The organism is Paenibacillus sp. UNC451MF, from assembly GCF_000686845.1.
Taxonomy (GTDB): Bacteria; Bacillota; Bacilli; order Paenibacillales; family NBRC-103111; genus Paenibacillus_S.
In genome coordinates, this window is sequence record NZ_JMLS01000001.1 from 341985 (window position 1) to 365911 (window position 23927).

The following is a 23927-nucleotide window of genomic DNA, read 5'->3' on the forward strand; positions in this document are numbered from 1 at the left end:
TTTTATGAAGGGGGAGTTCGATGAATAACGGTTTTGCTTCTTTACATATTGAGGATAGTTACGTACGGCGACTGCAGGAAATGGAGATTGTAACGCCATCACCGATCCAGACCGAAGCTATACCTGTCATCTTGGAGGGCAAGGATGTAGTTGCGCAGTCTCAGACGGGATCAGGCAAAACATTAGCTTACTCGCTGCCGCTGCTGCATAAAATAGACAAGTCTTCCAAAGACGTTCAAGCTGTAGTGCTCGTGCCTACGCGCGAATTAGGCGTACAGATCGTGCATACGCTAGAGCAGCTTACCGAGGGAAGCGGCATCCGTGTTCAATCATTAATCGGGGGGGCTGCTATCAACAGGCAAATCGATCGTCTCAAGCTGCGTCCCCAAGTCGTAGTTGGTACCCCGGGACGTGTACTTGAACTGTTGAAGCTGCGCAAGCTTAGTATGCATTATGTTCGCTACATGGTGGTCGACGAGGTCGATCAAGTGTTTGAATTGGGCTCCATGCATGAAGTGGAGGCGATATTCAAAGGCATGCAGAAGGAACGCCAGGTACTCTTCTTCTCTGCAACGCTGCCGGAACCGGTTCAGGCTGTAATCGACCGCTGGATGAACGAGCCTGTATTCGTACAGGTGAACCCTGAACAGCGAACGTCCCAGACATTGGAGCATCTATTCTTTGTCAGTGAGGAACGGGAAAAAATTGATACGCTCAGACGGATCATTAGACTATATAACCCGCCTGCGGCCATCGTCTTTATTAACGAAACGGATGATGTGGCTGAGGTCGTCAGCAAGCTTCAGTATGCAGGTCTGTCGATCGAGGCTTTATACGGAGATGCGGGCAAACAGGATCGGGCAAAGGTAATGCAATCATTTCGCAACGGTAAATTCCAGCTGCTCCTGGCTACAGATATCGCGGCCAGGGGGCTTGATATCCCTCATGTGACGCATGTCATTAATCTTGATCCTCCAATTGACGCCGATCATTATGTTCATAGGGTTGGACGTACGGGCAGGATGGGTAAGAAAGGTACGGCTGTTTCCATCATAACGCCGAAGGAACGATTTATTATCAACAAATTTTCCAAATCTCTCGGTATTACAATTGAGGAAAAAGAGATGGAGTTCGGTAAAGTAATCAATCCGGGAGAGCGCAAAGGCGGAGGCCCAAGAGCAGCAAACCGCACCCGAGTGGAACCGGCAAGACGCGGTAACAGTGAAGCCAGCGGAGAGGCTCCAACAGGATCCCTGAGAGAGAATACCGCTAGAATTGATGCTCCTAAAGCTAGAACAGCCTCATTGGCGCCAAAGCCTAAAGCTAAGCCAACAGCTCCCAAGCCAGCCAGCATCGCTGATAAACGAAGAGCAGAACGGGAACGTGAGAAGGCTCGCAAAAATAAAGGAGCACCGCGTTGGCTTAAAGATAAACAGAATAAACCGAAATCTTAAACATTGCTGTTAAAGTTGGGTGGGAGTTCAGAGAGGAGCCGCGTAAGAGGTTATGGGGAAGCTGCTGCGGGGAATGGTGTCGCTAGCTATAATATGTGCTCTGCTGCTTGGCGCAGCCTACTGGTATGTTCAGCCTGCGAAAACGTTGGATTTGAATTACTCCGAGCTGCAGGTACGGGATAAAGTAACGAATATGCTCACGAGCCGTAAGCTGGAGGTAGAGCTGACCGAACCTGAAGTAAACAGCTTGCTGAAAAAAGCTCTCGCTGCCCATACCCATCCTAGTACTAATGTGGAGATAACAGGTGCACAGTTTTCTCTGGAAGGCAGCGAGTGGGTTGCCGATGTCAATTTGTTGTACAAGGGTCAATGGACATTCGGTGCTAAGCTTTACTTCGATATGTCATGGAAAGAGCCTTACCTGAAGGCAACTCACACGGCAACGCGGATCAAGGAAGCTGCTGTTCCATTAGAATGGTTTCATCTGAATCCTCTGCAAATTCAACTTAACGATTATGTTCCCAAGCCGGCTGCAATACGCGAGATTGCATTTGAGGATCATGGTCTGCGCATTGGGTTGAAGCTTAGATAACGATAGCTTATTATTCTTGCAATAATGAAAATGAATACCGGATAAAACAGACGAGGCCATATTGCCCCGTCTGTTTATGTCCGGTTTTTTTTGACTTGAAGGAATTGGGAATAAAAAAGCGAATGTATATTCGTGAAATGGATTGTTTATCAATAATGGATGTTGGGGGTGCGGTGTTTTTGAAGGTGTTACTATCCCCTATTATCAAAATGACGACTTTGGCTGGGGGCATAATGTTATGATCCTTTCGGCAACCTGTGGTGAGCTATTCAAATGAATGAAAGAGGGTAGGGATGCCAATGGAGAAGCAAATCAGCAGTTCGTTGACCTTAACAGCATGAAGTTCTATGTTGCATCGAGCTTTAAAAATGTAGATTCAGTTAGGTATGTGACTGAACAGCTAATCCGTAAAGGATTTATCTATACTTATGATTGGACACGTGGCAAGGAAATTTCTACAATCGAACAATTAATGGAAATAGGACATCAAGAAAAAAACGCAGTGTTCGCAGCTGATTTTATTATCGTTATGTTACCTGCTGGAAAGGGCAGTCATATAGAGTTAGGTATTGCGATTGGACAAGCTAAAAAGATATATTTGTATTCACCGAATGAAGATGTTTATAACATGGATATTACAAGCAGCTTTTATCATTTAGAAGAGATTGATTTATTTATTGGAAGCATTGATGAACTAATTGAATATGTTTCTGGAAGGTCCAAGTGATAGGAGTGAGTCCTGTTACCCAGTAAGAATAATGAGAAAAAGGGGAATACGGCTGAACCTATCCCCAGTTTTACCTATTTACGATCGCAAGGGCAGCTTGGTGTCATCTGCTCCCCCGTCCGCGCATCTCTTTATGAATCTTTTTCCAACGGTCCTTCTCTGCCCGCGCAGCTGCAGCGTCTGTCTTGCGCTCCATATAAGCGAGCTCCTTCTGAAGCTTACGGAAGCTTGCGAAACGCTCCGGATCGAGCTCCCCATTAGCTAATGCGGACTGAATCGCGCAGCCCGGCTCACTGTGATGACTGCAATCGGCAAAACGGCAGCTCCCCGCTAGAGCCTCAACATCCTGAAAAGCCATATCCATCGATGCGCTGCCTTCCCAGAGCTGCAGCTCCCGCATTCCCGGCGTATCGATAATGAGTGCTCCGTTCGGCAGTACAACCAGCTCCCGATGGGTCGTTGTATGCTTCCCGCGATCGTCGCCCTCACGTATATCGCCTGTTTTTTGGCGCTCTTCACCGTATAGACTGTTCAGCAAGGTCGATTTGCCTGCACCGGACGATCCAAGCAGCGCTATCGTTTCACCCTGCTTGAGCGTACGAACGATTTCCTCTGTGCCTCCGTCCTCCAAGCTGTTTACACAATAAATCGGTACCCCGAAGGCAATCGCCTCGACTTCACTTCGTTTGGCCTCGGCATCGTTCTCCACACATAAATCCTTTTTGGTGAGTACAATTTCAGGCGTTGCTCCGCTTTCGTATGCTGTTAGCAGGTATCGTTCTAGCCGTCGCACATTAAAATCGCGGTTTAAAGCCATAACTAGAAAGACGCGGTCCACGTTGGTGGCCACGATCTGTTCTTCTGTTGTCTGACCGGCCACTTTTCGGGAGAACTTGCTTTTACGCACATAGACTCCATGGATGATCGCTTTGCGTTCGTTCGGAAGCTTCTTCATCCACACCCAATCTCCAACTGCCGGATAGTCTTCTCGCACGGACGCTTCAAAACGGTATTTGCCTGACAGCTCTCCCAGCCATTCCCCATCTTCGGAATAAATGCGGTACAGGTGCGTGTGCTCTAACGCTATACGCCCGATATCGTAGTCTCCTTTTCGCTGGCTGGCAAAGAAAGGCTGATAGCCGAAAGCTTCTAAAGGTACATGTTCTTGCTTATTAATAACGGTCCCACCATGCTTTCTGTTGAATTTTTTTCTCACAATATAGATTTAGTATAGGCATGGTGTTATCGAATCAACAGGGGGAAAATGAATATAAAAAGATTTTCACAAAGTACGATACCGCTGCTTTTGAACCTTTTGCGTTTATATTCCGTTTATAAAAGTGTCGTAGTCTTTTACTGCCAGGATAATTCCGTTAAGGAACGTTCTTAGCGAAAAAGGTTGGATAGGAGAGATAAGTATGAGTGAGAAAAAAAAATCGGGGAACTGGCGGTTATTTATACAATTAATCAGACAAACGAAGCCATCCAAGTGGAAGCTGGGGATAGCGATTGGGCTGAGTGTAATATCAACGGTCGTAGGGCTGATCGTCCCGCTATTCACACGAAACCTTGTGGACAGCTTCTCGCTAACCTCGATACAGCCGATGCAAATTGTGCTGCTTGTTCTGACATTCACTGCACAAGCGTTAGCAGGGGGACTATCGATTTATTTATTGAATCATGTAGGTCAACAAATAGTAGCCAACTTGCGTGACCGGCTGTGGAAAAAGCTGCTGGCACTAACGATTCCTTATTACGATAACAACCGGACCGGAGAGACGATTAGTCGAATGACTAACGATACCGGAGTTGTGAAGGGGCTTATATCAGAGCATGTCACGAGCTTTTTTAACGGGATGATCTCGATCATCGGTTCCATTACGATTCTATTATTTCTGGATTGGAAAATGACACTGATCATGCTGTTGGCCGTACCTATATCTGTTGCTATTTTGCTGCCGATCGGACGTCAAATGTTTCTGATCTCCAAAGGATTGCAGGATGAAACGGCAAAGTTTACAGGCATTTTGACCCAGGTTTTATCGGAAATCCGACTTGTGAAGTCTTCCAATGCAGAACCACTAGAGTATCAAGCAGGCAAGTCCGGGATCACGAAGTTGTTTCAATACGGTGTAAGGGAAGGAAAGGTCCAAGCGCTGATTTCCCCCTTAATTTCATTTGTCCTGATGGCACTACTTGTCGTTATTATCGGCTATGGGGGAATGAGAGTATCATCAGGCATTCTGACAGCGGGAGAGCTGGTTGCGTTTATTTTGTACTTGATTCAAATCGTCATGCCAATGACACAAATCACTCAATTCTTCACCCAGCTGCAAAAAGCAGTGGGAGCAACGGAACGCATTATTGCCACTCTGGATTCGGAGGAGGAAGATATCACTCGCGGACGGCAGCTGGATGATGCGCATCAGACCATCACTGTAGATCATCTGACGTTCGGTTACGATGGTGGAGAAGCTGTACTGAAAAATATTCATTTTGCATTGGAGCCAGGGCAGGTGACGGCCATCGTCGGACCTAGCGGGGGCGGCAAGACGACGCTATTCTCCATGCTGGAGCGATACTACCATCCGCAAAGCGGAATAATTCGGTTAGGAAAGCATGACATCGAGGAGTTTTCGCTGCAATCGTGGAGAAGCCAGATCGGCTATGTTTCGCAGGAAAGTCCGCTTATAGCAGGCACCATACGAGAAAATATTACCTACGGATTGGACCGCGAAATCACCGATCAAGAGCTGCAGCATGCTGCGGAAATGGCTTATGCAGACCGATTTATTGACGAGCTGACGAATGGATACGATACGGAAGTCGGGGAGAGGGGAGTCAAGCTGTCCGGCGGTCAAAGGCAAAGGATTGCTATCGCGCGGGCGCTTCTAAGAGATCCGAAAATATTAATGCTTGACGAAGCAACCTCGAGTTTGGATAGCAAGTCAGAAATTGTCGTGCAGGAGGCGTTGAAAAACTTGATGAAAGGCAGGACGACTCTCGTCATCGCCCATAGGCTTTCCACGGTCGTGGATGCCAATCAAATTCTGTTTATCGAAAAAGGAACGATTACGGGGAAAGGAAACCATGAGGAGCTATTGCAGTCTCACGCCTTGTACAGAGAATTTGCAACCCAGCAGCTGCGGATTCAAGAGCCGATGATACAGCAGTAAATAAAAAGCAGAGGAGAACTTAAAGGTTCCCTCTGCTTTTATTTTTTGGTGCAGTGCAGCCGCGGCTGCTTATTATTTTTTTCGCTTATTCACGTAGGAAGCATATACAATTTCACCTGTATCCAGCTTCGCGATTTCGTCGTTGGTCCAGCCTGCAATTTTGTTATTGCCTTTTACTCCGGTAAGCTTAATTTTGTACTTCGTTTCCAGGTAGCTGTCGAGCGCAGGCATATCTGCTTCACCAAGCTCTCTAAGCTTCTTCTTGCCATTCAGCTGTCCCAGTAAGATGCCGATCGTTTCGGCGGCTGTACTTGTATTCGGCTGAATCCGTGCGCTGCCGAAGGCAATGGCGGAGGCCCCAACATTTTTCCCAGCCATGATGACATTATCATAATTTTTTAGAAGGAAGCTGCGCAGCGGCATGCCGTATTTATCGGGGCGACCCATTTCAATACCCCACTTGTTAGCGCTTGTCCCTTGAAGATCAAGGGGGTAACCGGCGATGCTGACGTTATCCCAGAACATTTTGGCACCAAGCATGTCCGAAGGCTTTAGCACATAATCCGATTCGTAATGATTGTATTCACGTATGTACAAATAATTCGGGAAGCCGTTCAGCTCAGCATTTTCCCAGCCAACGATATTTTTACGGAAATGATTCAGAATGAGTGGAATTTCTTTCTTCCCAAGCTCCGTCGCTTCAGCGATTGATTTGTCGTCGCTCGGATCGACCGTGTAGATCAGGAACGCATTGATGATGACTTCGCCGTCACGCTGATTCACAGCGTTAAGCCCCCGCAGAAACACTCTATCGTTACTTGGCTTATATGCGCTTGTCATTCCGCTTAGCCCTATAGCAAAGCTATCGTCGACCGAACCGCCGCCGTATTTGGCTCTGCGCTGCTCCGGCGTCATATTATTGAAGCTTGTTTTGAATTTATTCCAATCGACATTTTTGAACTTCATCATCATGCCTGAGCTCATATATTCTATATTATTTTGACCATAGAAAGCTTCCAGGCCAGGCATCCGTGTAGCATCCAGCTTGCTGAGCAAAGCTGCAAAATCGGTATTATCTACGAAGTAATCGGCTTTAATGTTTTTCTTGGCCCCGTCTTTTCCGGAATAGGTGAGTGATTCTATAGCATGGGGTCCGAATTTGCCGGGAATTTGCTTGATATCCTGAATCTTGATACCGGATTCGACAGGAATATCTTTTTTGAGTTTATCAAAGTACTGAATAAATTCAGGCAGCTTGCGGATTTTGGCATTACGGAAGCCGTCGAATAGCTCCTTTGCCCGACCTTGAACCAAGGAGTGGTACTGGTCGTCCCTCGTTTCGTCCAAGAACAGCATTTCGCCCTGAAGCACTTGTCCACCGAACGCCTCACGCGGATCAAGCACTTTGACCTTCAACCCTTCGTCAGCCGCTGCCCTTGCAAGGTACATCCCTTCCAATTCGCTACCTAGTACGACCACATCAACCTTTTCCGATGGAATCGGCGGCTCCGGCGTAGGTGTCGGAGTAATGGCCTGCGGCTTATTTCCATTCAACGATGTTTCTGTTGTTGTTGCAGCTCCTGGATTTTGCTGTGTTCCGCCTCCTCCAAAATGCATAACCGAGTACACGGCTCCCGCGGCTACCAGAGCCAAGACGGATAGGCTGACGGATAATCTTTTTCCATTCCATTTCATAACTTGCTGTTCCTCCCCCAATCCTTACCTGACTTGCTCTATTTAAGGATTTCTTTTTCCCTAAAAATAAGCAATACAAAAATAGTCTACCATTTTTCCGAAGCCTGTTCAAAAGACCCCCACAAACATTTTGGGGTAGGCGAAACATTGTAGTAAATCCAGGAACTTTTCGCGAAGGTTCTGATTCACAAGATCATGAATACTCATCGCCCGGTGCCAACGGTTGTCTGCAGCAATTCTGGCGCCAAACATCACAATTATATATGAATAAGGGAGATATGATGATGAACAACTCTTTCAAGAAGGTTATGGTAACCGGTTTAACAATGGCAATGGTATTTGGCGGCTCGACAGCAGCTTTTGCCGATAACGGTAAAGGGAAAGGCAACGATAAAGATCGTGGACGCGATGCTGTACAAACCAAATATAACGGGAACGGCAATAACAAAAACAATGACAGTGATATCTACATAAATAATTTGAATGTTAAAAATATGACCATTAAATTGTCCTTCGATGATGTGAAGGGTGCTGACGTTGAATGGGCTGCTCGCTACATCGCAAGCTTGGCCTCCAAACGTGTTTTTGAGGGCTATGAAGACGGAACGTTCCAACCGCGCAAAACAATTACTCGCATCGAGGCTATTACAGCGGCGGTTCGTTTGATGGGATTGCGTGACCAAGCAGAATCGACGGAAGCGATGAATTCGAACCTGAACTTTAAAGATGCGGATAAAATTAAACAAAAATATCCATGGGCAGTCGGCTATGTTGCGGTAGCGCTTCAAAACGACTTGTTCCAGGAATCCGATGATTCCGTACAGCCAGAAAAAGAAGCGGATCGCCTATGGGCAACAACACTTCTTATCAAAGCGCTGAAGCTTCAAGAAGAAGCAAAAGCTAAAATGAGCACAAAGCTGTCCTTCAAGGATGCTAATAAAATTCCTGCCGGTTCCGTAGGTTACGTTGAAGAAGCTATTGAGAAACAACTGGTAGACGGTTACGAGGATAACACATTCCGTCCTGATCGTTCCGTAACACGTGCTGAGTTGGCGGCATTGCTCGATCGCACAGGCAACCAGCTTCCTGATAACACGGCAATTAGCGGTAAACTCGATGCAGCTGTAAGCAACAATACGTTGACAGTGACTAAAAACGGTCAACCTTATACTGTGGAGCTTGATTCGAACGCTTTCATTTACAGAAACGGTGCTAAAGTAGCAGCTTCCGAGCTGAGAGCAGGAGATCAAGTAACAGTTCGTACTTATGGCGGCAAAGCGATTTTCGTAGAAGTAACGAAGGCTGTTAACGACAACTCGACACCTGAGAATACGACTTTCTCAGCTTCCATTAACGCTACAGTGAGCAATAATAAACTCTCTTACACAAAAGATAACCAAACCTACAGCTTAGAGTTTGCATCGAACGCTACTATCGTTCGTAACGGACGTACCGTAGCAGCTTCCGAGCTGAGAGCAGGCGACCAAGTAAACATCCGTACTTACAACGGCAAAATCATTTTCGTAGAAGTAACTAAGCTTGCTGATGGAAGCCAACTGCCTGACAACACGACTTTCGCAGCAACGGTTAACGCAGCAGTAAGCAACAACACGCTGACATTGACTAAAGATAACCAAACTTACAGTGCAGAGTTTGCTTCCAACGCAACTATCGTTCGTAATGGCCGTACAGTTGCAGCTACCGAGCTGAGAGCTGGCGATCAAATCAATGTGCGCACTTACAGCGGCAAAATTATTTTCGTTGAAGTAACTAAAATGGCTGAAGAGCAAACGGATTTCACAGTGATTGGTAGCTTTAATTCCTATACTCTGAACTCTGGCGGATCGATAGCTACCATTTCCATCAACCAAACGCTTAGCAACGGTACAGTACAAACTGCTGTATACAACACAGCTTCGAATCTCACGATTCAAGGCGATCTGTCCCAATTGACAGTAGACCGTTCGGTTGAACTTAGAGGTAAAGACCAACTGGTTCATACCATTGTTATCCGCTAATCCCTTATATCGATATAGATACTGAAAAGGTTAGATTACGACCGGAGCAGTCTTCCCAACGAACCTACGGGTTTGTCGGGAGGACTGTTCTTTTTTTGTAAACTCTCTGGACAGGCGCTGTCATAGGTGTATAATAAATAAAATTAGTGAAGTCAACCCGGAGGAACTTATGGATAATCAATCAGTTAAGCTAGAGGATATCATCGTGGCAAGCCACGTGCTGAAGGACGTCGTACATCATACCCCGCTGCAAAAGAATTTTATTTTATCGGAAAAATACAACTGCAATGTGTTCTTGAAGCGAGAGGATCTGCAGGTGGTCCGTTCATTCAAGATTCGCGGAGCGTATAACCTGATACGCAGTCTACCGGAAGAGAAGCTGGCCAAGGGAGTCGTATGCGCCAGTGCGGGCAACCATGCGCAAGGCATGGCATTTTCATGCAAAGCACTGCAAATCCAAGGCAAAATCTTCATGCCTACCACCACGCCGCGGCAAAAAATATCTCAAGTGAAGCTGTTTGGCGGTTCGTTCGTAGAAGTCATTCTAACCGGCGATACGTTTGACGATTCGTTGAATGAAGCGGTTCGTTATTGTGAAAAGGAAGAGATGCAATTCATTCATCCGTTTGACAATCAGAAAATTATTGCAGGTCAAGGGACCGTAGGCCTTGAGCTGATGAACGATATGCGGGAGCCCGTCGATTTCGTATTCGCCGGAATTGGCGGCGGAGGCTTGGCAGCCGGTGTTGGAACGTATATTAAAAGCATCAGTCCTACTACCCGTTTTATCGGCGTAGAGGCGACTGGAGCGCCATCTATGCGCGAGTCCATCGACCAGGGCGAGATCATCACATTGATGGATATCGATAAATTCGTTGACGGCACGGCTGTCAGACGTGTGGGCGAGCTGACCTACGACATTTGTCAAAAGGTCGTCGATGACATCATCGTCGTGCCGGAAGGTAAGGTTTGTACCACCATATTGGAGCTGTACAACGAAAACGCGATCGTAGCCGAACCGGCGGGAGCGTTGACCATTACAGCGCTTGACTTTTATCGCGACCAAATCGCTGGCAAAAATGTCGTTTGTATTATCAGCGGAGGCAATAACGATATTGACCGGATGCAGGAAATCAAAGAACGTTCGATGATTTACGAAGGGCTGAAGCATTATTTTACCGTAGAGTTTCCCCAACGTGCTGGAGCCTTACGCGAGTTTCTGGATGAAGTGCTTGGACCAAACGATGATATTACCCGTTTCGAGTACACGAAGAAGACAAGCAAAGAGAACGGGCCTGCCTTGGTCGGTCTCGAGCTTAAACATAAGGAGGACTATGAGCCTCTGGTTGAGCGCATGAGTCTTAAAGGCTTCAAATTCGTTGAGCTGAATAAAGATCCTCATTTATTTAATTTGTTGATTTGATGGAATAATTCCAGTACTTATTTATGACAACACCGTTAGGGCATCTGTAGCCTTACGGTGTTTTTATTTTAAAATGCAGATTCTGAATTGATCTCCATAGGAAGGCGTATTGAAGGTATCCCTAGTGGAACGCCTTGAATTAAAGGCGGCAGTACTTAAAGTGGATCGAAATGGAAGCCAAGTCCGTCAAGCCTGGATGAGGGTGGAGGGAATGATGGAGGGCAAGACGTCAAGGCTGAGTGGAGACTATGGGCACGTTTTTATTCCGGAGTGGCAGTGACCCACAGGCGTAGCTTGAAGCCTATTAATCCGTTTCATATTGCTGCCGATGTGATCGACTTTTTTGATTTTGACATTTATGCTCCTATTAAGCTGTAGTAGCTTGAAGGTAAATAAAGAACCTAGCCGTCACAGACCGCTAGGTTCTTTTTGTCAATATATTATTTAGCAGCAACTTGCTGCAAGTCTTGAACGCCTTGGAAGATCGTCTCGAACAATTCTTCAAGATTGACTTCTTCAATGCAGGAGAAGGCAACGCGCAGATCTGTTTCACCCAAAGCGATAGTACCTACACCGTATTGGTCAAGCAGGTGAACGCGAAGCGTCTCTGCATCAACCGTCTTGAGCTTCAAGCACATGAAGTAACCGGAGTTGAATGGATAGTACTCCCACGCTTCATTGAATTTGCCGCTATCCAGGATGCTTTTTACTTTGTTGGCGCGGCCTTTCATAATTTCGGATTTTTCGAGTTTTTGCACTTTGAAATCCGGAGAGTTCAATGCACGCAGGACAAACGTTTGGGACGGATGCGGTCCGCTGGAAATCGTAGCGCGGATGATCCCCATTGTTTTTTGCTCCAACGCAGCAAGCATAGCATCGCTTTGACCGGCGTAAGTGATGAAGCCTACGCGGAAGCCCCATACATACTCTTCTTTTGTAGCTCCATCAATTTTGATGGACAATACGCGAGGATGAAGATCGGTCAATTGGCCTGCTAGGGACTCAACCATCGAATCCTCGAAGAACAAACCGAAGTAGGCGTCGTCTGTTACCGCTACGACATTGATTCCCGCTTCTGCAGCATCTTTAATTGCTGCCACGATTTGCTTGCCTTCTTCAGCACCCGGTGTGTAGCCTGTAGGGTTGTTAGGGAAGTTCAGGACGACAATCGCTTTGCCTTTGCTTTTTTGTGCAAGCAATGCTTCGCGCAGGCCTTCGGAATTGAATTTACGCTCGCTGTTATACAGCGGGTAGTAGACCATTTCCGCGCCGCGGCGGATGCCGAAAGTCAGCTCGTAGTTCTCCCAGTTTTTATCAGGAATGATAACCACATCGCCAGGACCTGCGTACAAGTCGGCTACGATGCTCAAACCGTGAGTCAGCGCATTCGTTACGATTGGGTTGCCGAGACTTTTACCTTGCAGAGAAGGATTCTCCTCGATCATTTTAGCGCGCCATGCGGTACGCAGCTCAGGCTTACCCGCTGGTGGGGCGTATTCGTAAATATCTTTTGGATCATATGCGGTCAATGTATCTTGAATCACCTTCAGATGCATAGGCTTGCCATTTTCTAATGCAGTACCGATGGTGGCATTAAATTTCTTCGCTTTTTGCTTAGCTTCTGCCGATTGGCTTAGGATACCAACCTTAGGGAAGTAGATTTGCTTACCCAAATCGGACAGCATTTCGTAAACATGTGGGTTTTCTTTAGCGATTGTATCGTTGAGCTGTTGTGCAAGAGAGTTCATCTCGCTCCATCCTTCCATTCATGTAGCTTGGCTTTTTTAATAGCTTAACATTAGGCAATATTATACCATTTTCAACTGAGGGAGTCACGGCTTCTTACGGAAAAATACCGAACCTTTTTCGGCAAAACTTTGAACGACGTACGGGATTTGTTCCATTCATGCTGTGGAGTGAGGACCGACAATTGTTGACAAAGTTTGAAGATCCTCTGTATCGGTAGCGATGCACTCGGATTTATGTTACCATATACAGGGGCGCGGATGGAACGTGATTCGTGTTTTTTTGCGAATTGAAACGTTTTATGGTTAATTGGACCATCAAAATCGCAGCCAATTATTACTGAGGAGGCAATTATTGTTATGGAAATCCGCTACGCGACAAATCCGACGGAAACGAAATCGTACGATACGGACAAGCTAAGAAACGAATATTTGATCGAAGGGTTGTTTGTACCTGGTAAATTGACTATGGTATATAGCCACGTTGACCGTTTTATCACAGGTGGCGTTATTCCTACTTCCGAACCGATCAAACTTGAAGCTGACAAGCATGAAATGGGTGCTGACTTCTTCCTGGAACGTCGTGAAATCGGGATCATCAACGTTGGACCTAAAGGTTCCGTTATCGTTGAAGGTACTGAATATGAGTTGAACACTAGAGACTGCCTGTATGTGGGTCTTGGTAATAAAGAAGTAACGTTCAAAAGCGCTGACGCTTCGAACCCTGCACGCTTCTACTTCAACTCCACACCAGCTCACAAACAATACCCAACTGTAAAAGTAGGTCTTGAAGAGGCTGAAACCGAGCACCTGGGTTCCATCAACTCCTCTAACGAGCGCGTCATTCATAGATATATCCATTTGAACGGCGTTCAAAGCTGCCAATTGGTTATGGGTATGACTTTGCTGAAGCCAGGCAACATGTGGAATACAATGCCTTGCCACACGCACAACCGTCGTTCTGAAGTATACTTCTACTTTGATATGCCGGAAGATGGCCTAGTGTTCCACTTTATGGGTGAGCCTAAGGAAACCCGTCACCTGGTTGTTCGCAACGAGCAAGCGGTTATTTCCCCAAGCTGGTCGATTCACTCCGGTGTTGGTACTAACAACTACACGTTCATCTGGGCTATGGCCGGTGAAAACCAAGTGTTCCACGATATGGACAAAGTAGATCCTAAGGATCTTCGCTAATCCAGTTTGTTGAACAACATAAAGACTGTCCCGTTTGGCAGAAGCATCTGTCGCGGGCAGTCTTTTTTTTGCATTTCGGGGCTCCCCGCAAAGTACCTGAATCCGCTTCGAAGCTAAAGGCTCCACTTTATGGGGTTTTTTTGTTGTCAACGGATAAGCGCGGGTGAGATAATGGTCTTATTAGCATGGATTAGATAATGGAGGAAACGGTCCGTTGACATCTTAGTATCGTGAATCCACAGCAAGATGGCCACAGCATATAATAACGGCTCACGGTGTGCACAAATGCCGGTTTCCCCTAAATATGCATGAGGGGTTGATGTACATGGCAAGTATCATCAAAATAAGGGCCAGCGTATTTATTGGAGGCATGAGCTGGCTGCCAGCGATTCACGATCCGGAGACCGGAAGCAAGCTAGAGTATGCAGCGGACATTCGCGGCTTCACTCCACAAGCAGTGAACACAGGACGTTCGCGTGTAGAGCAGGAGGTAACCGTCGATTTTACGAAGCAAAGGCTTGTAGCATACGCAAATACCGGAGCTACGATTCTACGAATCACGACTCCAGACGGGAATGTGCAGTATAAGGAAGGAAAAGCGCCTACGGATGGCATTATAGTCGAGAATGAAAGCTGGGGAGAACATGAGGTAGCCTTTGTGATGAAGGCAAGCGTCAGAAATCCGTTAAGGCTTGACGCCCCGACAGTAGATTACCAATTAGTTGTAACCGTACATAAAGACGGAATCGCTCACATCAAAGGCTCGCATGACGGCTTTCCGTGCTATGAATTTTATAAACAAGTCGATTTCGGTGAGCATCAGCTTATCCAATCTCATCATTTTCTCGATACCGGCGATACGCCTTCGGCTATGGCTGGGGATATGGAATATCACTTTGAGAAGACCGTTTAATGACGAAACCCCTCTGAAACCATGCTTAGTGGTTGTTGGAGGGGTTTTTACTATCAGACTACTAAGATTTAGAATGATTTGGCTTTGAAGTGAACGACCGCACTGTACAGCATTTTACCGATGTTGGGGTCAAACACGACTTGATGATCGATCGCGTGAACATCAAGCAGCAGCGCCTTGTTATTGTCGATTTGCTCCGCAATTTTTCTCTCCAGCGTTTTCATGTCATAAGCCTCAAAAAATTCAATCTTATTATCGATTCTGTCTAAACTGAATTGCATTGCGAGAACTCTCCTAATCACGTTTTACAATATATTGTACCAGATATAAGTAGGGTAACAACATCTTTATTGGCAGCTAACTTTCCTTGTGGCAATGCTCACCTTAATCTCCCAAGATCCGCAAGCTTCCATATGGATTTGAGCAGCCTCAGCAGGGAAGCGCAGACGGTACTCGGCAAGAGCAAGGCACCTCTTGGTTTCTTTAAAAACACATTGTCAATCCAAGTAGCCAGTGAGATAATAGGTCTCGTACTCTCACTACATATGAAAAGAGAGGAAACTCTCATGACCTATTTCCTATTGTTCTATATGATCGTCTATATGGGGAATGCCGTGTATGGAACCTATATCCCTGTTTATTTCCAATCTGTCGGTGCTACACCCGCCCAAATCGGCACCTTGCTGAGCTTTGGGCCGTTAGTGGCCGTGCTTGCCCAGCCATTGTGGGGGACCGTCGGGGACCGGGCTAAGACCAAAAACTCCGTATTAGCTCTACTACTTATTGGCAGCGGAACGATTATCTTGTTTTTTCCAATTTCCTCGGCATTTTATTATTTGTTGGTCATGGTATGCTTGTTTACTTTTTTTCAAACATCTATTTTCGCGATTAGCGATGCCATTACGTTAGAGGAACTGGATAAACAAAAACGGTGGTCCTTCGGAGGAATCCGATTGGGCGGAACGTTCGGCTTTGCCATGATGTCCATCGCATTCGGTTATTTGGCCAAAATGAATATTAATTACTTATTTCCTGTGTTTGCTGCGGTGATGCTCGTTTCTCTATTGCTGCTGACCCGTTTTCCCAAGATAACGGGCTATCAATCGGCGGGAAATCAAATGCAGGTATGGGTGCTGTTCAAAAACCGCAAATTGATGATTTATTTGCCATCAATCTTGTATTGCAAATTACGTTAGGATACTACTACTCGTTCTTCCCTATTTATTTCCGAGAGCTTGGTGCAGATAATGTGATGATCGGATGGTCCATGGTCATTTCCTCGCTCAGTGAGATTCCGTTCTTACTTTTTGCGAACCGGTTGATGCAGCGTGTGCGGCTTACACATATATTGCTTATTGCAAGCTTAGCTGCTGCGCTGCGCTGGCTAAGCTTTTCGTTTACGGAAAATCCATATTGGGTGCTCCCGGCGCAAGTGCTCCATGGATTAATTTTTATCGTCTTGACTGTCACGATGGCGATGTATATCAACCGCGAGGTGCCTAAGGAGCTCAAGGCTAGCGGGCAGACCCTGAACGGTCTTCTCAGCCTCGGAGTTGCAAGAATTATCGGTAGCTTTTTCGGGGGATTTGCAAGTGAGGCCTACGGGATGCGGAGTGTATTTCTTTTTAATGCTTGGATTGCACTGGCATGCACCGCTTGTATCATCTGGGTAAGCATCAAGGAAAAGAAAGCGGAATCCATCACAGCAACTGAAGATAAAGGAGCGCTGAACCAGTGAATCGGATTTTAGTAACAGGCTACAAGGCAGCAGAGCTCGGCATTTATTCACTCAAGCATCCGGGAATCCCCATTATAAAGAAAGCGATCAAAAAGCAGGTTACGGCACTTCTGGATGAAGGCTTGGAATGGGTTATTGTCAGCGGGCAATGGGGCGTAGAGCTGTGGGCTGCCGAAGCGGTATTAGAGCTGCAGGAAACCTATGACCAGCTACAACTGGCTGTGATTACCCCTTTCCTTGAGCAGGAGGAGAAATGGAGCGACGAGAAGAAGGACTTGTATGCCAGTGTGCTTCAGAGGGCCAATTATGTGAACAGTGTGACCAAAAGCAAGTATGACGGTCCATGGCAGTTTAAGGAGAAAAACAAATTTTTGCTGCGAAATTCCGACGGCATTATTTTATTATATGATGAGGAAAAGGAAGGATCCCCCAAATTCATTAAAGAGCAAGCGCTGGCGATAGCAAAAACACAGGATTACCGCATCTTCAGCATAACGGCTAATGACCTGCAAAATATTGTTGAAGAAGAGCAGATGGACCAATACTAAAACCTTTCCTACCCTCATAGAATAGTATCACACTTAGGGAAACTAAGTGCACATTGGAGGGATTCATATGGGAGAAGAAGTTCAAAAGGATGAATTGTTCGTTGAAGAGGCTGCCGAAGTGGAAGAAGTTGTAAACGCTTCAGATGAAGCGGCGGAAGAGGAAGAAATAGCGGAAGCTGCAGCAGGAGAAGAAGCTGCTGAGGAAGCAGAAGCTGAAGAAGAGGAAGAGGCCGAGGAAGAAGCAGAAGCTGAGGAAGAAGCAGAAGATTCATCCGAAGCATCAGAAGAGAGTGCAGAGGTTTCCGAATAGCGTAAGACTCCAAATCCCTTCTCCATGAAATAACACATCCAGCCTGTTCAGCGATGAACAGGTTTTTTAACGTTTATATTTATGTAATGCCAAGGGACTTTTATAATTTGTGGGTTTGTATGTATAATAGGGTCTGAGCCAGTAAGGAAAGGATGAATTTAATTCATGAACATAACCGATTACAGTGTGGAATTTATTAAGGACCCGTTCGGCATTTTGTCAGGCAAACGGTACGAGTTTGTCCTTGATATTGAGGTAGACGAAGAGGACGAGCTGTACTCTGACAAAGGATTATATGTAAGGGTCATCTACAGCGTGGAAGAAACCGCAACGCGTATCGTAAAGCATGAGATATTCGAGAGAGGCTCGGAGCAGTATCTCGAATTTGATATGGAAGACGATGAACTTGCTTTGGTAGAAGCCTTTTGCAAAGAGCATTACCTTGAAGTCGAAGAGTAAATAACAGCTTAGAGCATGTACAAGAGAGCAGGTCCGGAAAATCGGCTGCTCTCACTACATCGGAATAGTTCTTAATTGGTAGTGACTCATTCTTGCTGGTTCTTATGATGAGGACAATAGGCTTTCATCAGGGCTACAGTTTCAGCATCCAGCTCATTACCCCGCTGCTGAAGTCCGTCTGTTATTTGGGTAAAGCGCGGTTCTTTCAAATTTTGCCCAAATTTATACTTGGAGCTCATTTCGCTGATTCGAATGCGGACAACACCAGTTGCTTTAAGTTGAAGCGCATAGTCGGGATCGGCCGCGTCGATAGTCTCATAACCTCCTTCAGGCTGCAGCTTACTCATAAAGGCTTGGAGTGCAGAAGCCTTGTCTGCAGCATGCTCAACGATCTCCGCAGTGCCTTTGATCAATACTGATTTGAAATATGCAGTTGCAGGACAAGCCAGCTTCGGATCAAGGAAGTACGAAGGGATAATGGCATATTCTTTTGCAACGGCGAATGTAACCCGATCCTCGCGCTTCATATTGTTCATTTTTTGCCCGATTTTACTGCCGTGAAAATAAATACAGCCCTCATGATACACAAAGTTGAGTGGAGTTAGCTCCGGCCAACCATCCTCACCGACTGTCCCAAGAAAACCATAGCTCTCCTCCTGCAAAAATTGCTTCGTTTCTTCAGCATCCATAACCTCAAACTCACTTCTTCTCATATTCACTTCCTCCATCCGTTTATTGAAATTTAGCTTAACGTACCAATTGACAATCGGAAAGCTCCAATTTACATTATTTTTATTGGACCAATGAGTTGGAAAGGAACGATTGTCATGCATTTTCATATTCCTTATCACGGGTATGTACTTAAACAGCCGACCAAGATGCTTGCGCTGTACCATGCCCTTCGAGATACGATTGTTGATGGTGTACTTCTGTATGGGACAAAGCTTCCTTCGAGTCGGGAAATGGCAGGCCTATACGGGATATCAAGAGGAACGGTGAACCAGGTTTACGATATGCTTGCCTCTGAAGGGTATTTGGTCTGCGAAGTGGGACGAGGCACATTCATTTCATTCAGAGGGGAAGAACCGAAAGAGCGAGATACCGGGAAGAAGAAATATAAGCTCTCGGAATGGGGACAGAGGGTGTCGGAGCAGCCTCGGCCTGAGGTTATGCAACGTTCGACATGGAATGATGCCGACAGCATCGCTGATTTTCATACGTTTAAACCCGATTATGACGCATTCCCTCAAGAGGAATGGAACCGATGCTTGCATGCTGAAGCCAGAAAGATGCTGGAAGACAAAGGGGGCGAACCCGCATCATCCCAGGGAGATCCTGAGCTGAGGGAAAGTATTGCCCAATATTTGCGCAGGGCCAGAGGGATCGCAGTCGGCAAAGACCAAGTCGTTATTGTGAACGGCTCCATGCAGGCTATTGCGCTTACGGTCCAGCTGCTCATACAAGCGGGGGATAGAGTCATCATGGAAAATCCGGGTTTCAAGGGGATTGTTAGCGCTGTGAATGCGGTGAACGGGACCATGCAGCCCGTTAAGGTGGACGAGCAAGGAATTGTTCCTGGTCATTGGGAGGCCAAGCTGCTGTTCGTCACCCCGAGCAGGCAGTTCCCTACAGGAGCCGTATTAAGCTTGGACAGAAGGCAGCAGTTGCTCCAATGGGCTAATGATAAGGAAGCTATTATTGTCGAGGATGATTATGACAGCGAGTTTCGGCATCGTGGCAAAGCGTTGGAGCCGTTAAAGGTATTGGATCGTGAGGAGAGGGTGGTTTACATCGGCAGCTTTACGAAAACACTGCTGCCGAGCATTCGGATAGGCTATGCGGTTCTTCCGTCTTCTTTAATCCATCCTTTCGTTAAAGCTAAATCGTTGTACGAGCCGCTGCCTACCGGGCTGCTTGAACAGAAGACGCTGGCAGCCTTCATGCAAAGCGGCCAGTATGAGAGGCATTTGCGCAGAATGAAGCGGGTATACAGCCGGAAATTCGAATACTTGCTCAAACGGCTTCATGAACATTTAAGCGCACAGTTCGACTGGGTGGAAAGTGATGCAGGCTTGCATATATTTGGATGGTGGAGGGGAACAGCTGCCCAATACGTCACATTTCGAGACCGCTGCTCGACAGCAGGAATTCGATGGTCTGAAACGTTGGTCAAGGATGCGGAGAGGAACCGATATGGGGCTTATTTTCACTTTCCGCATGTGACGCAGGAAGCGATGGAGCTCGGTGTAAAAATAATGAAAGAAATAGCTGAAGAATCAGCCCCTATTTTGGAAGGAAATGTATGACCTGCTGTCGAAAGTAACGTCTAATGGTTACCGTTTTCATTAGGTCGAGGGGATGAGGCGCATGAAACGATGGGCAATAAGCTTCATGTTAGTGATGTCTACAGTAAGTCCGATCGTATCTACTGCGTATGCGGAGGACGCCGGAGTTCAAGTTTGGATTAATGGTGCCCCCACCCTGTTCGAGCAGACGCCTGTCATTATAGACGGCACCACACTGGTTCCTATGTACGGTTTATTCCAACACCTAGGAGCAAGCACCCAATGGGAAGACAGCACGCAGACGATCATTGCCTCTAAGAACGATACAATGATCAAGATGAGCGTCGGGTCAAAGAAAGCCGAAGTATCTGGAGAACCGAAGGAGCTGGAGATTCCAGTCCGGATGGTCGGGGGAGAGCCGTTAGTGCCCATCCGCTTCGTAAGTAATGCGCTAGGAATGTACGTATATTGGGATGAGGAGACCCGGACGGTCAAGCTTGATTCGGACGACGAGTTGAACGGAAGAACAAAGCGGCAGGTCGATGCGCGTATCCGAGCCTCGGCTCCTGTCTTCTCAGGTGACGTTTTCGAGGAGAAACCGCATATCGCTGCTCCCCATAAGCCAGGTAAGCTGAATACCGACTTTGTGGAAGACGGTGTTAAGACTGTCAATCTCATGCGTTATTTGGCTGGTCTGCCGGATGATCTTGCGCAGGATTCGGCATTAAACGAGCAAGCCCAATATGGCGCGGTGCTGCTGGCGGACTTTGGCAAGCTGTCTCATACGCCCGGTAAGACGAGTGGGATGGAGGAACCCTTCTATAAAAAAGGCTATTTGTCAACGAGCACCAGCAACATCTACAGCATTTATGCCGCCAGCAGCGCGATTAAGCTGAATGGGCTATTAAACCGGACGGTCGTTTCCTACATGAGTGACCATGATGATACGAATAGGGCGACGGTAGGTCATCGACGCTGGATTTTGTACCCGCCATTGCAAAAAATCGGCTTCGGCTTGGCGGAAGGACGTCGGTCCAACGACTACAAAACTTATTTTTCACCAATGCAGGTTTTCGATAAAAGCCGTAAGGCTACATTTGATTATGATGTGATCACATGGCCGGGCAAAGGCTATTTCCCAATAAAATATTTCCAAGGAAATGATCCATGGTCCGTATCCCTCAATCCGGAACGGTTCATGAAGCCGTCTCTTGATGAAGTATCCGTATCTTTAACCCGTCTGAACGATGATAAGATTTGGACAATGGATCGCGATGATCTGGAGAAAAAGAATGACAGCGCGTATTTCAATGTCGATACGAGTCCTTACGGAGTTCCGTATTGTATCATTTTCAAACCTGACGCTGGCATGCATTATAACGATGGAGACCGATTTATGGTCAAAGTATCGGGACTGAAGGACAGACAAGGCGATCAAGTATCAGTAAGCTATCAGGTTGTCATGTTTGCAACATAAAGGATGAAGCAGGTACAATGATTAGATATGCTGGCACACAGTTTAAGTACATAGATTAAGGAAGGTGAGTCCGTGCAAAGCACTGTAAATATTATGGGGATTCCGTTTTCTACGCTCGATCTGGCAGAAACGCTCCAACATCTTGCGAATCAAGTGGATAGTCCCCGGGATAATCTTTTTCATCTAATCACCGCTAATCCTGAATTCGTGATGACCGCTCTGCAGGACCGTGAGTTCAAGAGTATCATGGATGCCGCACATTTGATTACTCCGGATGGAATTGGCATAGTCATGGCTTCCAAATGGAAGGGAACCCCGCTCAGAGAAAGGGTTACAGGATATGATATTTTGATTGGATTGCTTGAGATGGGTAACGAAAAAGGATTTTCGTTCTACTTCCTTGGAGCGGATGAAGAGACAAGCCGTAAAGCAACAGAGAACATTGCCTCCCGTTACCCTGGTGTGCGCATTGCCGGAAGGCAGCACGGTTTTTTTGGCAAGGACCAAGAGGAAAATATCGTTCGCAGCATTCAATCGGCCAAGCCTGATTTTCTGATCGTTGCGATGGGGGCGCCTTATTCCGAAAAATGGATTACGAAGCACAAAGCAGAGCTTCAGTCCAAAGTGGCATTTGGAGTAGGGGGAAGTCTCGATATTATTGCCGGTACGGTACAACGAGCACCTGTTATATGGCAAAACCTTCATCTGGAGTGGCTGCATCGATTGCTGTCCAAGCCATCGTTAAGATGGAGAAGACAGCTCCTGCTGCCCAAGTTTGCTTGGAGAGTGGTTACAGGCAGAGGTTAGTACTAACGGTGTAGTGTAAATAATAAAGCCTCCTATCCGCTTCTGAGCGGAGTAGGAGGCTTCTATTTTTCATTTCATTACGTTAAGCGGAAGCTTCTTGATCCCATTCTCTCAGCTTCTTGTCCGATGGGAGGAAGAAGGTCAATAGCCCGAGCAGGGGCAGGAAGCTGACCATCTGCATGACGACTGGCAGGTGGAACTTATCGATTAGTCCGCCCAATGCAACAGCTCCGAGAGCTCCGAGTCCGAAGGCCATACCCGTGATTAGACCGGAGACGGTTCCGACTTTGCCAGGGATAAGCTCTTGAGCATATACAACGGTAACTGAAAAACTGGATAAAATGATCAATCCGTTAATCAATAAAATAACGTATGCCCAGAATGCATTGGCATATGGCAGCACCAGCGCTAACGGCGCGGAACCTAGCATGGAAAAGAAAATCATATTCCGACGGCCAAAGCGGTCTGCCAATGGCCCGCCGATGAAAGTGCCGACAGCGCCTGCTGCGGCAAATAAGAAAATGTAAATTTGTGCATGCTCCAAGGTTAGATTGAATTTTTCCATTAAATAAAACGGATAATAAATCGATACTCCGGAATGGTACCAGGATCTGGCGAACACAAGAAAAATCAGCATAGTAAATGCAAAAGCGATTTGCTTCTTGCGTGCAGGACTGTTTGAACGCGCTGCGGACTTTTTGGCGGGGCGCGGGTTCGCCGCTATATATCCGCTGTACCAGCGTGCGATATACATTTGGACGACGATAGCCAGTCCAGCTACAACCACGAACCAGATGGCGCCTCGCTGCCCTAGTGGTGCAAAGATGAGCGCCGTCATGATGGAGGCGAGGGATTGTCCTGCATTACCGCCTACCTGGAAGATCGATTGCGCCAGACCCCTGCGGGAGCCTGCGGCCATATGAGCTACTCGCGAGCCTTCCGGGTGGAAGATGGCTGAGCCGAGTCCGACGAAGATGACGGATAGAAGAATTAATCCGTAATTTGGTGAGAAGGCAAGACCTAACACCCCTAAACATGTCAATCCCATTCCGAGAGGGAGCATGTAGGGGGAGGGCTTGCGGTCCGAATATAACCCAATGGCCGGCTGCATAAGGGAAGCGGTCATGTTAAGGGAAAAAACGATAATCCCGGATTGCATATAGTTCAAATGCATCGTGTCTTTAAGTATCGGCAATATTGCCGGAATGATGGATTGTATGGAATCGTTAAATAAATGAACGATACTTATCGCTAACAAAATTCGCATCACAGTAGGCTTGATACTCTGCTGCGGGGCCGATTGCATTCTTGTTCCGGCGGCTGCCGTTCCGGATCGTGCTGCTTGCATATTGAAATTCTCCTCTGC

At 46.7% G+C, this 23927-nt stretch carries 21 protein-coding genes and 1 pseudogene; 16 read left to right on the plus strand and 6 right to left on the minus strand.

The genetic code is table 11. The features are described from left to right. The first annotated feature begins 20 nt into the window (after nt 1-20). The 3 genes from BP97_RS0101475 to BP97_RS0101485 all read left to right on the plus strand — a co-directional run bounded on the left by BP97_RS0101475 (nt 21) and on the right by BP97_RS0101485 (nt 2773). A complete protein-coding gene (locus BP97_RS0101475; protein WP_028547527.1) occupies nt 21-1454 on the plus strand; it encodes a DEAD/DEAH box helicase in 1434 nt (477 codons plus the stop codon). A gap of 52 nt (nt 1455-1506) precedes the next feature. Then, nucleotides 1507-2046 carry a hypothetical protein gene (locus tag BP97_RS0101480; RefSeq protein ID WP_028547528.1) on the plus strand — a complete coding sequence of 180 codons (540 nt, stop codon included), beginning with the start codon at nt 1507-1509 and terminating at the stop codon, nt 2044-2046. Between the two features lie 277 nt (nt 2047-2323). Next, nucleotides 2324-2773 carry a group-specific protein gene (locus BP97_RS0101485; protein ID WP_331281294.1) on the plus strand — a complete coding sequence of 150 codons (450 nt, stop codon included), beginning with the start codon at nt 2324-2326 and terminating at the stop codon, nt 2771-2773. A 103-nt stretch (nt 2774-2876) separates the two neighbouring features. Here the strand turns inward: BP97_RS0101485 and rsgA are convergent, their stop codons facing one another. Then, nucleotides 2877-3950 carry a ribosome small subunit-dependent GTPase A gene (rsgA, locus tag BP97_RS0101490; RefSeq protein ID WP_028547530.1) on the minus strand — a complete coding sequence of 358 codons (1074 nt, stop codon included), beginning with the start codon at nt 3948-3950 and terminating at the stop codon, nt 2877-2879. 241 nt (nt 3951-4191) lie between these two features. Between rsgA and BP97_RS0101495 the strand changes: the two genes are divergently transcribed. Continuing rightward, nucleotides 4192-5949 (plus strand): ABC transporter ATP-binding protein, encoded by a 1758-nt coding sequence (locus tag BP97_RS0101495; RefSeq protein WP_028547531.1) that lies wholly within the window; start codon nt 4192-4194, stop codon nt 5947-5949. Between the two features lie 72 nt (nt 5950-6021). Here BP97_RS0101495 and BP97_RS0101500 read toward each other — a convergent pair whose 3' ends face one another. Beyond that, the gene (locus tag BP97_RS0101500) at nt 6022-7644 is read right to left on the minus strand and encodes an FAD-dependent oxidoreductase (protein ID WP_028547532.1); all 1623 of its coding nucleotides are present in this window, start codon (nt 7642-7644) and stop codon (nt 6022-6024) included. A gap of 284 nt (nt 7645-7928) precedes the next feature. On the opposite strand from BP97_RS0101500, the gene BP97_RS38555 reads away from it, so the two are divergent. From BP97_RS38555 to BP97_RS40060, 3 genes are all read left to right on the plus strand, one after another. Then, entirely contained in the window at nt 7929-9662 is a 1734-nt protein-coding gene (locus BP97_RS38555) for an S-layer homology domain-containing protein (RefSeq protein WP_051620264.1), read from the plus strand. A gap of 169 nt (nt 9663-9831) precedes the next feature. Then, nucleotides 9832-11085, plus strand: coding sequence for a threonine ammonia-lyase IlvA (ilvA, locus tag BP97_RS0101510; protein ID WP_028547533.1), 1254 nt, complete (start codon nt 9832-9834; stop codon nt 11083-11085). Nucleotides 11086-11194: 109 nt separating this feature from the next. Next, complete coding sequence (locus BP97_RS40060; RefSeq protein WP_156043112.1) at nt 11195-11365, plus strand: hypothetical protein; 171 nt, start codon at nt 11195-11197, stop codon at nt 11363-11365. 160 nt (nt 11366-11525) lie between these two features. Here BP97_RS40060 and BP97_RS0101520 read toward each other — a convergent pair whose 3' ends face one another. Beyond that, nucleotides 11526-12833, minus strand: a complete 1308-nt coding sequence (locus BP97_RS0101520; RefSeq protein ID WP_028547534.1) for an aminotransferase class I/II-fold pyridoxal phosphate-dependent enzyme — start codon at nt 12831-12833, stop codon at nt 11526-11528. Nucleotides 12834-13190: 357 nt separating this feature from the next. On the opposite strand from BP97_RS0101520, the gene kduI reads away from it, so the two are divergent. Continuing rightward, the gene (gene kduI, locus BP97_RS0101525; RefSeq protein WP_028547535.1) at nt 13191-14024 is read left to right on the plus strand and encodes a 5-dehydro-4-deoxy-D-glucuronate isomerase; all 834 of its coding nucleotides are present in this window, start codon (nt 13191-13193) and stop codon (nt 14022-14024) included. 325 nt (nt 14025-14349) lie between these two features. Next, nucleotides 14350-14937 carry a DUF3238 domain-containing protein gene (locus tag BP97_RS0101530; RefSeq protein ID WP_028547536.1) on the plus strand — a complete coding sequence of 196 codons (588 nt, stop codon included), beginning with the start codon at nt 14350-14352 and terminating at the stop codon, nt 14935-14937. Between the two features lie 68 nt (nt 14938-15005). On the opposite strand, the gene BP97_RS0101535 is transcribed toward BP97_RS0101530, so the two are convergent. Next, nucleotides 15006-15218: a YrzA family protein gene (locus BP97_RS0101535; RefSeq protein WP_028547537.1), complete on the minus strand. Its 213-nt coding sequence runs from the start codon at nt 15216-15218 to the stop codon at nt 15006-15008. A gap of 299 nt (nt 15219-15517) precedes the next feature. On the opposite strand from BP97_RS0101535, the pseudogene BP97_RS41550 reads away from it, so the two are divergent. The 4 genes and pseudogenes from BP97_RS41550 to BP97_RS0101555 form a co-directional block, all read left to right on the plus strand. Next, nucleotides 15518-16675 (plus strand): annotated as a pseudogene (locus BP97_RS41550) (MFS transporter); the annotation flags it as partial. After that, nucleotides 16672-17223 carry an SLOG family protein gene (locus BP97_RS0101545; RefSeq protein WP_028547538.1) on the plus strand — a complete coding sequence of 184 codons (552 nt, stop codon included), beginning with the start codon at nt 16672-16674 and terminating at the stop codon, nt 17221-17223. The pseudogene BP97_RS41550 and the gene BP97_RS0101545, both read left to right, overlap by 4 nt. Before the next feature lie 67 nt (nt 17224-17290). Further along, the gene (locus tag BP97_RS34835) at nt 17291-17533 is read left to right on the plus strand and encodes a hypothetical protein (RefSeq protein ID WP_051620265.1); all 243 of its coding nucleotides are present in this window, start codon (nt 17291-17293) and stop codon (nt 17531-17533) included. Between the two features lie 165 nt (nt 17534-17698). Next, on the plus strand, nt 17699-17992 hold the full coding sequence (locus BP97_RS0101555) for a DUF6509 family protein (RefSeq protein WP_028547539.1): 294 nt from the start codon (nt 17699-17701) through the stop codon (nt 17990-17992). An 86-nt stretch (nt 17993-18078) separates the two neighbouring features. Here BP97_RS0101555 and BP97_RS0101560 read toward each other — a convergent pair whose 3' ends face one another. Then, on the minus strand, nt 18079-18705 hold the full coding sequence (locus BP97_RS0101560) for a pyridoxamine 5'-phosphate oxidase family protein (RefSeq protein ID WP_028547540.1): 627 nt from the start codon (nt 18703-18705) through the stop codon (nt 18079-18081). Nucleotides 18706-18819: 114 nt separating this feature from the next. Between BP97_RS0101560 and pdxR the strand changes: the two genes are divergently transcribed. The 3 genes from pdxR to BP97_RS0101575 all read left to right on the plus strand — a co-directional run bounded on the left by pdxR (nt 18820) and on the right by BP97_RS0101575 (nt 22561). Then, on the plus strand, nt 18820-20298 hold the full coding sequence (gene pdxR, locus BP97_RS0101565; protein ID WP_028547541.1) for a MocR-like pyridoxine biosynthesis transcription factor PdxR: 1479 nt from the start codon (nt 18820-18822) through the stop codon (nt 20296-20298). Nucleotides 20299-20359: 61 nt separating this feature from the next. Continuing rightward, nucleotides 20360-21754: a stalk domain-containing protein gene (locus BP97_RS38560; RefSeq protein WP_028547542.1), complete on the plus strand. Its 1395-nt coding sequence runs from the start codon at nt 20360-20362 to the stop codon at nt 21752-21754. Between the two features lie 72 nt (nt 21755-21826). Then, nucleotides 21827-22561: a WecB/TagA/CpsF family glycosyltransferase gene (locus BP97_RS0101575; RefSeq protein WP_028547543.1), complete on the plus strand. Its 735-nt coding sequence runs from the start codon at nt 21827-21829 to the stop codon at nt 22559-22561. An 82-nt stretch (nt 22562-22643) separates the two neighbouring features. Here BP97_RS0101575 and BP97_RS0101580 read toward each other — a convergent pair whose 3' ends face one another. Next, nucleotides 22644-23909 (minus strand): MFS transporter, encoded by a 1266-nt coding sequence (locus BP97_RS0101580; RefSeq protein WP_028547544.1) that lies wholly within the window; start codon nt 23907-23909, stop codon nt 22644-22646. Nucleotides 23910-23927 lie beyond the last annotated feature (18 nt).